16 protein-coding genes are annotated in these 15,997 nt (G+C 42.8%); 14 read left to right on the forward strand and 2 right to left on the reverse strand.

Annotated features, from left to right (window positions below; translation table 11 throughout):
* Positions 1–98: 98 nt before the first annotated feature.
* Complete coding sequence (gene mnmE / locus O3620_RS09345) at positions 99–1,472, reverse strand: tRNA uridine-5-carboxymethylaminomethyl(34) synthesis GTPase MnmE (RefSeq protein WP_371601675.1); 1,374 nt, start codon at positions 1,470–1,472, stop codon at positions 99–101.
* Between the two features lie 176 nt (positions 1,473–1,648).
* Here mnmE and rpiA point away from each other — a divergent pair, with 176 nt between their 5' ends.
* The 6 genes from rpiA to O3620_RS09375 all read left to right on the forward strand — a co-directional run bounded on the left by rpiA (position 1,649) and on the right by O3620_RS09375 (position 6,940).
* Complete coding sequence (rpiA, locus tag O3620_RS09350; protein ID WP_371601676.1) at positions 1,649–2,326, forward strand: ribose-5-phosphate isomerase RpiA; 678 nt, start codon at positions 1,649–1,651, stop codon at positions 2,324–2,326.
* 13 nt (positions 2,327–2,339) lie between these two features.
* The gene (locus O3620_RS09355; RefSeq protein ID WP_371601677.1) at positions 2,340–3,551 is read left to right on the forward strand and encodes a phosphopentomutase; all 1,212 of its coding nucleotides are present in this window, start codon (positions 2,340–2,342) and stop codon (positions 3,549–3,551) included.
* A gap of 29 nt (positions 3,552–3,580) precedes the next feature.
* Entirely contained in the window at positions 3,581–4,393 is an 813-nt protein-coding gene (locus O3620_RS09360; protein WP_371601678.1) for a purine-nucleoside phosphorylase, read from the forward strand.
* A gap of 332 nt (positions 4,394–4,725) precedes the next feature.
* Positions 4,726–5,439, forward strand: a complete 714-nt coding sequence (gene deoD, locus O3620_RS09365) for a purine-nucleoside phosphorylase (RefSeq protein ID WP_371601719.1) — start codon at positions 4,726–4,728, stop codon at positions 5,437–5,439.
* Entirely contained in the window at positions 5,436–6,197 is a 762-nt protein-coding gene (locus O3620_RS09370) for a hypothetical protein (protein WP_049552777.1), read from the forward strand. Before deoD ends, O3620_RS09370 begins: the two co-directional genes overlap by 4 nt.
* An 11-nt stretch (positions 6,198–6,208) precedes the next feature.
* Entirely contained in the window at positions 6,209–6,940 is a 732-nt protein-coding gene (locus tag O3620_RS09375) for an NAD-dependent protein deacylase (protein WP_371601679.1), read from the forward strand.
* Positions 6,941–6,982: 42 nt separating this feature from the next.
* Here the strand turns inward: O3620_RS09375 and O3620_RS09380 are convergent, their stop codons facing one another.
* Complete coding sequence (locus O3620_RS09380; RefSeq protein ID WP_002897493.1) at positions 6,983–7,891, reverse strand: LysR family transcriptional regulator; 909 nt, start codon at positions 7,889–7,891, stop codon at positions 6,983–6,985.
* A 246-nt stretch (positions 7,892–8,137) separates the two neighbouring features.
* Between O3620_RS09380 and O3620_RS09385 the strand changes: the two genes are divergently transcribed.
* The 8 genes from O3620_RS09385 (at position 8,138) to O3620_RS09420 (ending at position 15,991) form a co-directional block, all read left to right on the forward strand.
* Positions 8,138–8,983, forward strand: a complete 846-nt coding sequence (locus O3620_RS09385; protein WP_002900274.1) for a hypothetical protein — start codon at positions 8,138–8,140, stop codon at positions 8,981–8,983.
* Between the two features lie 40 nt (positions 8,984–9,023).
* Positions 9,024–9,980 (forward strand): hypothetical protein, encoded by a 957-nt coding sequence (locus tag O3620_RS09390; RefSeq protein WP_002900275.1) that lies wholly within the window; start codon positions 9,024–9,026, stop codon positions 9,978–9,980.
* 207 nt (positions 9,981–10,187) lie between these two features.
* Positions 10,188–10,994: a dihydroorotate dehydrogenase electron transfer subunit gene (locus tag O3620_RS09395; protein WP_032913100.1), complete on the forward strand. Its 807-nt coding sequence runs from the start codon at positions 10,188–10,190 to the stop codon at positions 10,992–10,994.
* 12 nt (positions 10,995–11,006) lie between these two features.
* Positions 11,007–11,945, forward strand: coding sequence for a dihydroorotate dehydrogenase (locus O3620_RS09400; protein ID WP_002918944.1), 939 nt, complete (start codon positions 11,007–11,009; stop codon positions 11,943–11,945).
* Positions 11,946–12,192: 247 nt separating this feature from the next.
* On the forward strand, positions 12,193–12,885 hold the full coding sequence (gene pyrF / locus O3620_RS09405) for an orotidine-5'-phosphate decarboxylase (protein WP_002930580.1): 693 nt from the start codon (positions 12,193–12,195) through the stop codon (positions 12,883–12,885).
* Between the two features lie 78 nt (positions 12,886–12,963).
* Positions 12,964–13,593 (forward strand): orotate phosphoribosyltransferase, encoded by a 630-nt coding sequence (gene pyrE, locus O3620_RS09410; RefSeq protein WP_002918946.1) that lies wholly within the window; start codon positions 12,964–12,966, stop codon positions 13,591–13,593.
* Between the two features lie 110 nt (positions 13,594–13,703).
* On the forward strand, positions 13,704–15,242 hold the full coding sequence (locus O3620_RS09415) for a glycosyltransferase family 39 protein (protein ID WP_002918947.1): 1,539 nt from the start codon (positions 13,704–13,706) through the stop codon (positions 15,240–15,242).
* Positions 15,239–15,991 (forward strand): DUF4336 domain-containing protein, encoded by a 753-nt coding sequence (locus tag O3620_RS09420; RefSeq protein WP_002918948.1) that lies wholly within the window; start codon positions 15,239–15,241, stop codon positions 15,989–15,991. Before O3620_RS09415 ends, O3620_RS09420 begins: the two co-directional genes overlap by 4 nt.
* Positions 15,992–15,997 lie beyond the last annotated feature (6 nt).

The following is a 15,997-nucleotide window of genomic DNA, read 5'->3' on the forward strand; positions in this document are numbered from 1 at the left end:
TCACGCTTGAGACGCTTATTTTCTTGACTGTTTTAGAGCTGTGTTGTTGTGTTTTTATTCATCATAAAAAGGGCTGAGTAAATCAGTCCTTTTGTTCTCTATTTCCCCAAGCAAAATTGGCTGAAGAGTTGGGTGATGAGTTCGTCTGGTGCGGCGTCACCAGTGATTTCGCCGAGGATTTCCCAGGTGCGGGTCATATCGACTTGGAGAAGATCTACCGGCATACCCATTTCCAAGCCTTGGTTGACGGCTTGTAGGCTTTCTAGGGCTTTTTCAATCAAGGAGATATGGCGGGCGTTGGACAGGTAGGTGGCGTCTTGTTCAACGATACCAGCATTTTCAAAGAAGAGCTGATTGATGCGTTCTTCAATTTTATCGATATTTTGATTGTGGAGGACGGAAATCTTGATGACATCAGTTGGTAGCTGGTCCAGCTCAATCTTTTCCTCAAGGTCAGTCTTGTTAAGCAGGACGATGCGATTGCTATCTTGACTGATTTTGAGCAATTGTCTGTCCTGGTCTGTCAGAGGCTCGCTGGCATTGAGAACTAAGAGGACCAAGTCTGCTTCCTGCAGAGCTTTTTTAGAGCGCTCAACTCCAATTTGTTCTACAAGGTCATCGGTTTCCCGAATTCCTGCTGTATCAATGAGCTTGAGCGGCACACCCTTGATATTGACATACTCCTCAATCACATCCCGAGTCGTCCCCTCAATATCAGTCACAATGGCCTTGTCCTCGCGCAGGAGATTGTTGAGCAGGCTGGACTTGCCAACATTAGGTCGGCCAATGATAGCTGTGGAAATGCCTTCGCGTAAAATCTTACCTCGTCGTGCAGTATTGAGGAGGTTGCTCAGGAGTGCCTCGAACTCAGCTGTTTTTTCTCGCATAAGCTTGGTCGTCATCTCTTCCACGTCGTCGTATTCAGGATAGTCAATATTGACCTCGACCTGAGCCAGTGTGTTGAGAATTTCCTGCCGGGTATTGTTGATAAGGTTGGAGAGGGAGCCATCCAGCTGCTTGACAGCGTTGTTCATAGCTTTATCGGTCTTGGCTCGGATGATGTCCATAACGGCCTCAGCCTGAGTCAAATCTACGCGCCCATTGAGAAAAGCCCGCTTGGTAAACTCACCAGGCTCAGCCATTCTAGCACCCTCGCGGATAGCCAGCTGCAGGATTTCATTCGTGACCGCAATTCCGCCGTGGGTGTTAATCTCGATGATATCCTCGCGTGTGAAGGTCTTGGGAGAGCGCATAGCGCCAAGCATAACCTCGTCCAGAATTTCCTGATTTTGAGGGTCGGCGATATGGCCGTAGTTGAGCGTGTGGCTTTCCACTTTGCTTAGATTTTTCCCTTTGAAGATTTTTTGGGCAATAGCAAAGCTGTCAGTCCCGCTTAGTCTGACGATACCAATAGCCCCTTCGCCAAGAGGCGTAGAAATCGCAGCGATTGTATCAAATTCTCTGGTAATCATACTGTATTTTTCCTTGTGTTTAAAATCAATTACCTTAATTGTAACGCAAAAATCAAGGAGGAGCAAGGCTTTCGATTATCAAGCCAAAGGAATGAAATTTAAGTCTGGTAAAGAAAACACTTTCATGTTAGTGAGAATCATGATATAATAAAAGTAGTGTGATTCGAGGAGGTGCTATGGAAAATCTAAAGAAACTGGCAGGAATCAAGGCTGCTGAATTTGTCCAAAGCGGGATGATAGTTGGTCTCGGGACGGGTTCGACCGCTTATTATTTTGTCGAAGAGATTGGCCGTCGTATAAAAGAAGAAGGACTGAAGATTACAGCTGTTACGACTTCCAGTGTCACTAGCAAACAGGCGGAAGGTTTAGGTATTCCGCTCAAATCCATTGATGAAGTTGACTTTGTTGATGTGACAGTTGATGGTGCTGATGAGGTTGACGCCACTTTTAACGGTATCAAGGGCGGTGGTGGCGCACTTCTCATGGAGAAAGTCGTAGCGGTGCCTACCAAGCACTATATCTGGGTAGTTGATGAGAGTAAATTAGTTGAGAAGCTAGGAGCTTTTAAGCTTCCGGTCGAAGTTGTCCAGTATGGTGCAGAGCAAGTTTTTCGTCGCTTTGAACGTGCAGGTTACAAACCAGCCTTTCGTCAGAAAGATGGTCAACGCTTTGTTACAGATATGAAGAATTTTATCATTGACCTAGATTTGGGTGTGATTGAAAATCCAGTTGAGTTTGCACAAGAACTTGATCATGTTGTGGGAGTAGTGGAGCATGGATTGTTTAATCAAATGGTAGACAAGGTCATTGTTGCTGGAAAATCAGGTCTTCAAGTTTTAGAGGCCAATAAATAGAAAGAGGTATTTTATGCCAAAATTTAATCGTATTCACTTGGTAGTTATGGACTCAGTTGGTATCGGTGCTGCACCAGATGCCAATAACTTTGTCAATGCAGGGGTACCAGATGGTGCTTCAGATACTCTGGGACATATTTCCAAAACGGTAGGACTGAATGTACCAAACATGGCTAAAATCGGTTTGGGAAATATCGAGCGTCCTGCTCCTTTGAAGACAGTTCCTCAAGAAGAAAATCCTAGCGGTTACTATACCAAACTGGAAGAAGTATCTCTTGGAAAAGACACGATGACAGGCCACTGGGAAATCATGGGTCTTAATATTACTGAGCCTTTTGATACTTTCTGGAATGGCTTCCCAGAAGAAATCCTGACTCAGATTGAAGAGTTTTCTGGTCGCAAGGTCATTCGTGAGGCTAACAAGCCATACTCTGGTACAGCAGTTATTGATGACTTTGGCCCTCGTCAGATGGAAACAGGCGAGCTGATTATCTACACCTCAGCTGACCCAGTATTGCAAATTGCGGCACACGAAGAAGTGATTCCTTTGGAAGAGCTTTATCGTATTTGTGAATTCGCCCGCTCTATTACCTTGGAACGCCCTGCGCTTCTGGGACGTATTATCGCTCGTCCTTATGTAGGTGAGCCAGGCAACTTTACTCGTACAGCCAACCGTCACGACTATGCAGTTTCTCCGTTCAATCCAACTGTTCTTGATAGGCTCAATGAAGCTGGAATTGCCACTTATTCTGTTGGTAAGATTAATGACATCTTCAACGGCGCTGGAATCAATCATGATATGGGACACAATAAGTCTAACAATCATGGTGTAGATACATTGGTCAAGGCTCTCAAAGACGAAAACTTCAAAGAAGGTTTCTCATTTACCAACCTAGTAGACTTTGATGCTCTTTATGGTCACCGCCGTGATCCACATGGCTACCGTGACTGCTTGGAAGAGTTTGATGCTCGAATCCCAGAAATCATTGAAAACATGCGTGAAGATGATTTGCTCATGATTACTGCTGACCATGGTAATGACCCAACCTATGCTGGAACCGACCATACTCGTGAATACATTCCGCTCTTGGTCTTCGGAAAATCGCTGAGCGGTCATGGTCATATTCCTGTCGGACACTTTGCGGATATCTCAGCTACCGTTGCTGAAAACTTCGGAGTGGACAAGGCGATGATTGGCGAAAGCTTCTTGGACAAATTGGTATAAGCATTATAAGAGAGTGAGGAAAATATTTTATGACAAGCTTATCAGAAAAAATCAAAGAAACAGCAGCCTTCTTAAAAGAAAAAGGTATGACAGAACCTGAATTTGGTCTGATTTTGGGATCTGGTTTGGGAGAGTTGGCTTCTGAAATCAAAAATGCCGTTAGTCTTGACTATGCGGATATTCCAAACTGGGGCCGCTCAACTGTTGTTGGTCACGCTGGGAAATTAGTCTATGGAGACTTGGCAGGACGTAAAGTCTTGGCTCTTCAAGGTCGTTTCCATTTCTATGAAGGAAATCCTTTAGAAATCGTTACTTTCCCCGTACGTGTGATGAAGGCTCTTGGTGCGACAGGTGTTATTGTGACCAATGCTGCCGGTGGTATCGGTTATGGCCCTGGTACACTTATGGCAATCACCGACCACATCAATATGACTGGTCAAAATCCTTTGATCGGTGAAAACTTGGATGAATTTGGTCCACGTTTCCCTGATATGTCTAAATCTTACACTCCAGAATACCGTGCCGTCGCTCATAAAGTTGCTGATAAGCTCGACATCAAGCTGGATGAGGGTGTCTATATCGGTGTAACTGGACCAACTTATGAAACGCCAGCAGAAATCCGTGCTTATAAGACGCTTGGGGCGGATGCAGTCGGCATGTCTACTGTTCCTGAAGTGATTGTAGCAGCACATTCTGGTTTGAAAGTCCTTGGAATTTCATGCATTACAAACTTTGCTGCTGGTTTCCAAGAAGAGCTTAATCATGAGGAAGTGGTTGAAGTAACAGAACGTGTCAAGGGTGATTTCAAACGACTGCTTAAAGAAACGCTTGCTGAATTGTAAAAAAATGTTGAAAGGCGTAGTGTCTGGGTTGGTAATTAAACCCGGAACAGCCTTTCTATCTAGCCGATAAAATCATTAAACTAAAGAAAGCTAGAGTGTGTTCAGATTTGAACACGAGCGAAAAACTATCTTTCAAATAAACACAGAAAGGAAGGGCATCTGAGTTTGAATTGAACTCGGGCTAGTCTTTCTATGGAATATTAAAATTAAGAAAGAAAGGAATTGAACCCACCCTAAAAGCTGTGGGAAAAAGATAGATGGTCTTGCGAGCATCGCTCACTGCGACCATCTCCTATTTTCCCTTTGCTTTTGACGGGTTTGGTATCTTAACTATGTCTATTCATATTTCTGCTAAGGCAGGTGAAATTGCGGATAAAATTCTACTTCCAGGGGATCCGCTTCGGGCCAAATTCATCGCTGAGAACTTTTTAGAAGATGCTGTTTGCTTCAATGAAGTCCGCAATATGTTCGGTTACACTGGTACTTATAAAGGACATCGTGTTTCTGTTATGGGGACTGGAATGGGAATGCCCTCAATCTCTATCTACGCGCGTGAGCTGATTGTTGATTACGGTGTGAAAAAGCTAATTCGTGTCGGAACAGCGGGCTCGCTGAATGCTGATGTGCATGTCCGTGAATTAGTTTTGGCTCAGTCGGCTGCAACTAACTCCAATATCATCCGCAATGACTGGCCACAGTATGATTTTCCGCAAATCGCTAGCTTTGATTTACTAGATAAGGCCTACCATATCGCCAAAGATCTTGGTATGACAACTCATGTTGGGAATGTCTTATCGTCGGATGTCTTTTATTCAAACTACTTTGAAAAGAACATCGAACTTGGTAAGTGGGGGGTTAAGGCAGTGGAAATGGAAGCTGCGGCACTTTACTACTTGGCTGCTCAATACCATGTGGATGCTCTTGCTATCATGACTATTTCTGACAGCTTGGTCAATCCTGAAGAGGATACGACAGCAGAAGAGCGCCAAAATACCTTCACCGATATGATGAAGGTTGGTTTGGAAACCTTGATTGCAGAAGCATGAAATTAGATGTCAAAGAAGCTATTCTCTTTGCTATTTCCCGCTATGACTATGCTTATGCTCATAAACTAGCTGAGCGAGCAGGAAGCAGTGTCCAGTCTGACTTGGTCCTTCTTCTTGAGGCTTTAGCGGAGCGAAGAGAGCTCAACATCCAATCTATGATGAATCTAAAGTTGGAAATCATTGGGTCTAACCTAGCTGATTTTCAGCTTTTTTGCCATGAAAATGAAGCGGATGAGCAGCTAGTCAATTACCTTTATGATCTGGAAGCCAAGCTAAGAAATGAGCAGCTGACTGATTTTATCCGAGCTGTCAGTCCGGCTATTTATCGGATTTTTATGCGGCTGATTCGAAAGCAAATACCGGATATTGATTGCTATATTCATAATTCGCGAGGGGCTAGTTACGACCGTTGGAAGTTTGAAAAGATGCGACATTCTGATAATCCTGTCCTGCAAAATTTTCATGCGGAAAGCACGGTTAATTCTTCTAGTTTGACGGAGCTGATTTTGCAGTTGCATTTGCCCGAATCTGTCAAAGAATCAGCACGGCAACTAAGAGAGTTAGAAAAGTCAGTCCGCAATCCGTTGGCTCATCTTATCAAGCCTTTCGATGAGGAAGAATTGCACAGGACGACAGGTTTCTCATCTCAGCACTTTATGGAGCTTCTGATTGATTTGGCGCAGGAGACAGGCATAGTTTATCAGAGGGAACCTTTTTACTTCGACCGAGCAAATGCGGTCATAGAAAGTCTCTTATAAGGAGTAGCAGGATGGATAAGATTGCAAGGTTGCAAGAATTGATAGACCAAAGTCAAAATATCGTCTTTTTCGGTGGTGCGGGTGTTTCGACGGAGTCCAATATTCCAGACTTTCGCAGTTCAGATGGGATATACAGCGTCAAGCTAGGACGGCACTTTACAGCGGAGCAGCTGGTTTCTCACACTATGTTTGAGCGCTATCCGCAGGAGTTTTTTGACTTTTACAAGAAGTACCTGCTCTATCCGGATGCCAAGCCCAATGCGGCACATGCCTACTTGGCAGACTTGGAGAAGACGAGCAAGCTCAAGGCTGTGGTGACTCAAAATATCGATAGCTTGCATGAAATGGCCGGTTCGAAAAAGGTTCTCAAGCTTCATGGCAGTGCGGATAGAAATTACTGTCTGAATTGTCAGCGATTCTATGATTTGGCCGGTTTTCTAGCTTTGAAGGGTACCGTTCCTCACTGTCTTGACTGTGGTGGCATTGTCAAACCAGATGTGACTCTCTATGAAGAACCGCTAGATATGGAAGTTTTCCAGCAGGCAGCTCAAGCTATCCATCAAGCAGACCTGCTGATAATCGGCGGGACTTCCTTAGTCGTCTATCCCGCAGCCAGCCTCATCCAGTATTTTGCAGGTAAGCATTTGGTTGTCATCAACAAGACCAGCATCCCTCAAGACAGCCAGGCAGATCTAGTCATTGAGGGTAAGATAGGGGAAGTGATGGGGAAGTTGAAACAATAGCGAAAACACCTGAAAAAGCTTTTTCGGGTGTTTTTTTGCAGTTTATTTATCAAACTTCACTTCTTCAATCAGATACTCAATGAAGCGTTCTCCCATTTTGGATAGGCTAGCTTTTTCGTGTTGGATGTAGACCAGCTCAATCGGATCATCAATGTCCAGTGGGATTGACACGATATTATCTCCGTTGAGGTTGCTGTTGAGGATACCGGTTGCAATTGTGTAGCCGTCCAAACCAATCAAAAGATTAAAGAGGGTCGCGCGGTCGCTGACGACGATAGATTTTTTATGGTGCTCCTGAGAGAGAATTTCCTCGGAAAAGTAGAAGGAGTTGTGAGTTCCTTGGTCGTAGCTGAGGTAGGGGAAGTTTTCTAAGTCAGATAATTGAACCAGCTTTTTCTTGGCCAGCGGATTGGACTTGCTGACAAAGATATGGGGCTGCGCTGTGAAGAGATGAGTGGCAATCAAGTGATTGTCATCCAGCATCTTGGATAGGACATCGCGGTTGTAGCTATTGAGAAAGAGGACGCCAATTTCGCTGCGGAAGTTTTTTACGTCGTCAATAATTTCCCAAGTCCGAGTTTCCCGCAGAAAGAGCTCGTATTTCTCCATATCGCTTTTTTTAAGCAGGGAGACAAAAGCGTTGACTACAAAAGCATAGTGCTGAGCAGACACGCTGAAAAGCTCGCGGTGGGCGACAGGGTTTTTGTATCGCTCCTCTAGAAGTTGCGTCTGCTCAACAACCTGCCGGGCATAAGAAAGAAACTCCATGCCGTCCTTGGTCAAGGTAATTCCTTTGGGATTGCGAATGAAAATCTCGATACCCATTTCATTTTCCAAATCCCGTACAGCGTTAGATAGGCTAGGCTGGGTAATGAAAAGCTGCTTGGCAGCTTCGTTCATGCTGCCAGTCTCGACGATTTTGATAATATAGTGTAACTGTTGAATTCTCATAGGACTATTTTATCACAAACTGGGGATTTTTTCCCAATAAATCAATGAAAGCTAGTAAGGTTTTATGATTGAATTTATTAAAATGGACAGATGGTAAAAGAAATTCTATTGGATATAGTGACATTTTTAAAGTTTATTCTTATCGGAATTATAGAGCGATTTTATCAAGTCTTTTATAATGAAACAGGTTTTGCAATTTCAAGTTATTCGTGATATGATGATTTTTAGAGTGTAAAAGGAGTAGTTATGAAGAGAAAAGAAGATTCTTTTGAAGATATTGCTCTTGAGTTAGAGAAGGAGACATCTAAGTCTAAGTTCTTACCATTCGTTCTATTAGCCATTATTGGCTTTTCTATCGTTGGAGCAGTTTTTTTGATGCTTTCTATATCGCAAAAGACTAAATCTAAGCAACCGGTGAGCCAGTCAAGTCAGATTATTTCACCATCAAAAAAATTAGAGGATAAGAAGACTGAAGTAAAAAAATTCGCTGAAAGTCTTACAGTTCCTCCAGAAAAAAGTGGTTCCTTTCTTTGGACGGTTGACAAGGCAGTTTCTCTACCCATGGACAAAGCTAAAGGCGGAGCGGCCTTGGAAGATGTTTTAAGAGAATTTGGAAGACCTGTTGAAGCTGGTTCGTGGATTGATTTTTCATCAAATAATGAAATTCAAAAGCATATTCGTCTTTTTTGGAAAGAGAAGGATGGTGCTCTTGGTTATGTTTCTTTAACCTTTGCTGAATTTGATGGTGTCTATAAGCTCATTTCCAAGTACCATTCTAACCTTGCAAGTGATGAAATTAAGGTGGATCAAAATCCTAATAGAAACTTTTTATGGACACAAGAATATATAGATAGTCTTGTTATTGGTGCTAGAGAAGGTACTGACAAAGGTACGGTGTATGATGAGATTGTTTCAAATGTTGGTTTGCCGCTGTATCAGACGATTTTGGGAGAGGACAATCAACTTAAGATGCAGACTACTTATAACAATCCAAGGGGATGGAGATTTCCAGATGAATTGAAAACTGTTAATTTAGAATTTTATAAGCAAGAAGATGGATCGTGGCGTTTAGTTTCTAAACAAAGCCAGTAAACTAAATAAAAAGGAGAAGACTAACTTGAGAAAGAATAGCATGAAAAAACACGATGCCAATTCATTTAGAGATATAAAAAAAGAACTTTATAAACAACAAAAGATAAAAAGAGAAGAACTTACCATGATGGCCATACAGGAGGAGAAAAAATCGATTAATTCGACCTTTATTCTTCTTTGTTTGAGCATGTTATTTGCTTTGTTCTTTGGGGTCTATTATTTTTCTCAAAAGATTCCTAAAGCTAACCTTAAGTACAAATATAATAAGACAGTTTCGTCAGTTAGTAGAGAAAGCTCTACTACTCAGCAAGATGATGAATCAGAAATGTACAGAAAACAGGATGAACTTAGGATGAAAATTGTTGAGATAGTACAAAAAAAGTTTTCTTTTAACTGGACATTAGATAATTTTGTAGAACTAAAAATGGGAAAACCTGGAGAGTTGAGTTCTAATCCAACTTTAGAAGAAGTTGTTGCGAAATATGGTAAGGGTTCAGGCGTAAGTTTTATCGACAACGGATTGATTCTGACTTATAAGACAAGAATTGTAGATGTTCCGAGATATGGTTCGTCGGGACATCCTCAGGAGATAAGTTTAAGTTTTACTTCTCTTGATTCTAATGGGGAGAAGTACTATTTGACAAATAAAATGGCAATGTTTTTAAATGACAGTAATTATCTTTCAGCTACCAAAGATGAATTTGTTTTTAATTGGAAGCCAGAAGATATGGATACATTGATAGTAGGTGATAGAAATCATGGCAAAGGAGGAATGACTTATCAAGAAATTGTTGATCGATTTGGCCTACCTTCATATACTAATATTTCCGGAAATGATACAGATTATAGTCCCTTATCACTGCAAGCGAATTATTTGATTGCTCGTCGTTCTGAATCTGAACGAAAATTGGATAGGGTGTCTTTGATTTTCAAGAGGCAGGAGGATGGCAGCTTTCGTCTTGCGGATGCAAAGAGTGAATTTGACAAGGACTGGTAAGGCTGTGATAAGTCGGAGACATGAAAAGTCTAATATTTTTATGTCTTGACAATCCTCATCTCTAACGATATAATGTTTACAATTTAACCTTTAATCAAGTCCAGTGAGGCTGTAAGGTAGGAAAAACGGTATAAGAGGCAGTTGGCTGCCTTGTTTTTTGCGAAACCTTGCTGCGGCGAGGTTTTTCTTGTAGAAAGTGAGGTTGTCATGGTTAGTGACAGTTGTAAAAAGAGATTTGGCAAGATTATGCTGGAGCAGATGGAGCTGCTTGAGCAAGTAGAAATTGCGCCTAATATTTTTTCCATGATTCTAAAGGGACAAATGGTTGCTCAGATGCAGGCTGGGCAGTTTTTACATATTCGGGTACCAGATGAAAGCAAGCTTTTGCGCCGGCCTATCTCAATCGCAGAGATTGACCGAGACAATCTGACTTGTCGCATTATTTATCGGATAGAAGGCGGCGGAACAGCTATTTTTTCTCAACTTCCTGCTGGTTCTTATCTTGATGTTATGGGGCCTCAGGGAAATGGTTTTGATTTGACCCCTGTAAGGTCAGGTGACCAAGTTTTGATTATCGGTGGTGGGATTGGTGTTCCACCTCTGCTTGAGGTTGCTAAAGAATTGCATGCCAAGGGTGCTCAGGTGACGGCTGTATTGGGATTTGCTGATAAAGCTGCTCTTATTTTAGAAAAAGAAATGAAAAAATACGCTGAGGTCATTGTTACGACGGATAATGGTTCCTATGGTCGCAAGGGCTATGTATCAGCAGTTGTAGATAAATTGCCCCAAGACTATGCTGCTGTCTATTCCTGTGGAGCGCCAGCCATGCTCCAGTATGTCGATCGTAAGTTTCAGGACCATCCGCATGCTTATCTTTCTATGGAATCCCGTATGGCTTGTGGCATGGGCGCCTGCTATGCCTGCGTCGTTCATGTGGCAGGTCAGGACGAGTCGGTCAATAAGCGCGTTTGTGAAGACGGTCCGGTCTTTGAGACGGGCACGATTATTGTCTAGGAGGGAAAAAGAATGAGTGACCAACGTTTAAGGGTTTCCTTGCCAGGCTTGGACCTGAAAAATCCAATTATTCCAGCATCAGGTTGCTTTGGATTCGGTCAAGAATATGCCAAGTACTATGACTTGGATTTGTTGGGTTCTATCATGATAAAGGCTACGACTTTGGACCCCCGCTTTGGCAATCCCACTCCACGTGTGGCAGAAACGCCAGCTGGGATGCTCAATGCAATTGGCCTGCAAAATCCAGGTGTTGAGGTTGTTCTAGCTGAAAAACTGCCTTGGTTGGAAAAACATTTCCCCGATCTGCCAATCATTGCTAATGTAGCGGGCTTTTCCAATCAAGAATATTCCACAGTTGCTGGGAAAATTTCTCAAGCCCCCAATGTTAAGGCTATTGAGCTCAATATCTCCTGTCCTAATGTTGACCATGGAAATGCTGGACTGTTGATTGGTCAAGTTCCGGAGTTGGCTTACGAAGCAACCAAAGCAGCAGTAGATGCTTCTGCAGTACCTGTCTATGTCAAATTAACTCCGAGTGTGGCTGATATCACTCAGGTAGCTAAGGCTGTTGAAGATGCTGGTGCTGCTGGTTTTACCATGATTAACACCTTGGTAGGTATGCGATTTGACTTGAAGACTCGCAAGCCTATTATCGCCAATGGCACTGGTGGCATGTCTGGCCCTGCTGTCTTTCCTGTAGCGCTCAAGCTGATCCGTCAAGTGGCGCAAGCAAGCAAACTTCCCATCATTGGTATGGGGGGAGTTGATTCGGCGGAGGCTGCTCTGGAGATGTTTATAGCGGGCGCTTCAGCTATTGGAGTGGGAACTGCCAATTTTACGGATCCATATGCCTGCCCGACCATCATTGAAGATCTGCCTAAGGTTATGGATAAATACGGCATCGAAAGTCTTGAAAGTTTACGAAAAGAAGTTCGAGAGAATTTGCTTTAAAGTTACATTTTTACTTGACAATCCTGCTGTGAAATTATAGAATGAACTAAATATAACCTTTAAAGAAGTCCAGAGAGGCTACTAAGGTACATACGTTTGAATGGCAAATACTGCCACATTTTCGTGTAACCTTGCTCTCAGGCAAGGTTTTTCTATGTCTCTGAGCCTAATGTGAAGGTTATTTTTGAGATATAAATGCCTAATGGACTTTTTTGAAGATAATAATTTAAAAGGAGATTTTCCCCTCATGCGTGAAGAACGGCCTATTATCGCCCTCGACTTTCCATCTTTTGACGATGTCAAAGATTTCTTGGAGCATTTTCCGGAAGATGAAAAACTCTATGTCAAAATCGGTATGGAATTCTTCTATGCCATCGGTCCAGAAATCGTTCATTATCTGAAAGGTCTTGGACACAGCATTTTCTTGGATCTGAAACTGCACGACATTCCCAATACGGTGCGCTCAGCCATGTCTGTCTTAGGAACTTTTGGTATCGACATGGTGACGGTCCATGCAGCAGGCGGTGTAGAGATGATGAGCGAAGCCAAGAAGGTCTTGGGGGATAAGGCTAAGTTGGTTGCGGTGACTCAGCTGACCTCGACCAGCGAAGAAGATATGCGTGATTGCCAAAATATCCAGACTACGGTTCAGGAGTCTGTTGTCAACTACGCTCGGAAGGCCAAAGAAGCCGGTCTGGATGGCGTCGTTTGTTCGGCTCAAGAAGTTGAACTGATTAAGGCGGCAACTGCAAATGACTTTCTCTGTGTGACGCCGGGTATTCGGCCAGCTGGATCAGAAATCGGCGACCAAAAACGGGTCATGACTCCGCAGGAAGCCCATCAAATAGGCAGTGATTATATTGTAGTTGGCCGTCCGATTATCCAAGCTGAAAATCCTTGGGATGCCTACCACGAGATTAAGAAGCAGTGGAATAGTTAGGCAAAACAAGGAATTCGAATTAAATCAATATACAAAATTGATAGCATCATAAACATTCAAATTTATAAGGAGCAAAAAATGACTTTAGCAAAATTGATTGCGCGTGATTTATTGAAAATCAAAGCTGTGTATTTGAAGCCAGAAGAACCTTTTACATGGGCATCAGGTATCAAGTCACCTATTTATACGGACAACCGTGTGACCTTGGCTTATCCAGAGACTCGAACCTTGATTGAAGATGGTTTCGTCGAAAAGATTCGGGCGGAATTTCCAGATGTAGAAGTCATTGCTGGAACTGCGACAGCAGGCATTCCTCATGGAGCCATTATCGCGGATAAGATGAACCTGCCATTTGCCTATATCCGCAGCAAACCAAAAGATCACGGAGCGGGCAATCAAATCGAAGGTCGCGTAGCGCCTGGGCAGAAGATGGTTGTCGTTGAGGACTTGATCTCAACTGGCGGTTCGGTCTTGGATGCTATCGCTGCTGCTAAACGTGAAGGTGCAGATGTGATTGGCGCAGCAGCTATCTTTACCTATGAGCTACCAAAAGCAGAAAAGAACTTTAATGAAGCGGGTGTGAAATTAGTAACCCTATCTAACTACACTGAGCTAATCACTCTGGCTGAAGCAGAAGGTTATGTCAGTCCTGAGGGTTTGGCATTGCTTGAGAAATTTAAGCATGACCAAGAAAATTGGCAGGCTTAGATTGAACAGAAATAAAATGATCTGACTTTATTCAGGTCATTTTTCAGTAAAACGTCCTTGTATTGCCTTTTAAAATGGCTTAAAGTCTCGGTGTTTGGTATAATAGAGCTATGTCTAAGATTTATCATCTATCCTTTTCGATATTACAGAAAGTTATGCTGGTTACGGCTGTTCACTGGTTTCTGATTGCCATCTGGCATGTTGCAGAGCTGAATAGTATAGCTATGATTGCCTTTGCTGGCTTAGCTTATCTGGCCTATCGCTATAGGCATTTGCTAGAAAAAGCTTATCATTGGCTGATGAAGCATAAACTTCTTATTATGCTAGCTGCCTTTATTTTTCAGCTGATTATGCTCTTTTCGGCAGAGCTTTTGATTAGGCGGGATGCAGCAGTTGTCTTTACAGGGGCTTTCAAAACTCTGAAAGAAAGCTCCATTTCCAGCTATCTGACCCGGAATCCTAACAATGTCTCACTATTTCTCTACGAGCGTTTTTTCTTTAATGTATTTGGAGAATCTGGTCTATGGGTCATGCAGGCCTTGAATATTGTTTATACTAACGTAACGGCCTTGATTCTCTATAAGGGTTGCCAAAAGTATTTTTCCCAAAAGGCTGCAGATGCTGTCTTTAGTCTTTATGTGCTTTTACTGGGCTTTTCTCCTTATTTCTTTTCAATGTATACGGATATTCCGCCCCTGCCTTTCATTAGTTTGCAGATTTTCCTAGTTCTTGGATTACTGAAGGGAGAGGAAATCAGTCGACAACTGGTTTGGCGCAGTATTTTGCTTGGGCTAATGACTAGTCTAGCTTTCTTCTTTAGGCCAACAGTAATGATTCTACTGATAGCTGTCTTCGGAGTTCTCTTTTTCAAGAAGAATTGGAAGAAGTTCTTTCTGACACTAGTCGTTTTTGCTTGCAGTTTTGCGATTAGCTATGCCCCGCTGCATTACTGGTCCAAGCATCAGACGGAAGTGCCGATTATGGAGGGAGAGGGATTGGCAAAAGGTCCCCTGCTTTTTATCAATCTAGGTCTGACCTTCAATGGCCACAATCAGGAAGATATGAAAGAAGGGCTCTTGCAGTATATTGAGCCCGATAAGCAGTATGACTATAACAATGGCATGTTTGCCAAGGAATATGTTATTAAGGAAATCAAGCGGCGCTTAAGTGAATATAATCCTTTGACTTTAGCTCATCATCTCTTCCATAAGCAGTCTCTGACTGTAGCTGAAGGAGATTTGGGCTGGCTCTACCGCAGTGTCGAAAATGAAAAGACGCCTTATATATCGCCTTTTTACCAAGATACGAAGAATAATTCTTTTACTCAGTTTGTCCGTGACTTCTTCCTGAATACTGACAAGTCAGAATTTGTCTATTTCTCGCTGTCTAAGCAGGTGGTTTGGATTGTCATGGCAGCAGGACTTGTCTTTGCTCTTTGGAAATATCGCTCTAGTGATGAGCTGAATTTTCTATCCTTAGCTGTTTTTGGCGGCCTGCTCTTTTTGCAGATTTTCGAGGGAGGAAAGACGCGTTATCTGATTCAGTTTTTGCCACAGATTTTGATTCTGTCTGCTGTGGGCTTATCTCAGTACCCACAATCCCTAGGAAAGTGTCGTTTTTGGACTAGAAAGAAGGAGTCTTTAGAATGAAAAGACCTGTTCCTATCTATGAACCGCTTTATAGCTTGAAGCCTATTGCTGAGAATATTTGGATTGTCAACGGTGATTTGATTGAGATGGATGCGGTAGTGACAAAGTTGCCCTTTTCTACCCGCATGACTGTTATCAAGTTAGCAAATGGTCAGCTCTGGTGTCATTCACCAATCCAGCCAAATCAAGCCTTGTTTGACCAGTTAGACGTTTTGGGACCAGTCGCACATCTCATTTCACCTAATAAGATTCACTATGCCTATATAGTTGACTGGAAGAAGCGTTATCCTGAGGCAATTGCTTGGTCTAGCCCAGGAGTTGAAGAGAGAGCGGCCAAGCAGAAAATCCCAGTCTTTTTTAATGAAAGGCTGACCGATGAGGCTCCTGAAGCTTGGGCAGGTCAGATAGATCAGTTGGTTTTCAAGGGAAGTGCTTATATTGAGGAAGTTGTCTTTTTTCATAAGGACAGTCAAACCTTGATTTTGACAGATTTGATTGAGAATTTTGAAACAGAGCGTTTTCCGAGTTCGCTTCGCAGCAAGTTTTATAAATTGGTTCGTGTTGCAGCTCCGGACGGCCAGACGCCTATTGACTACCGTATGACCTTTATCGGTCATCAAAAAGAAGCCAAAGAATGTCTAGAGCAGATGCTGGCTTGGCAACCAGAAAAAATCATCCTAGCTCATGGTCGTTGTTTTCTGGAAAATGGTACAGCAGAACTAAGAAGAGCGCTTAGGTGGATTAGGTAAGAGAAT

The organism is Streptococcus sp. 27098_8_134 (assembly GCF_041431675.1).
GTDB classification, from domain to species: Bacteria; Bacillota; Bacilli; order Lactobacillales; family Streptococcaceae; genus Streptococcus; species Streptococcus sanguinis_R.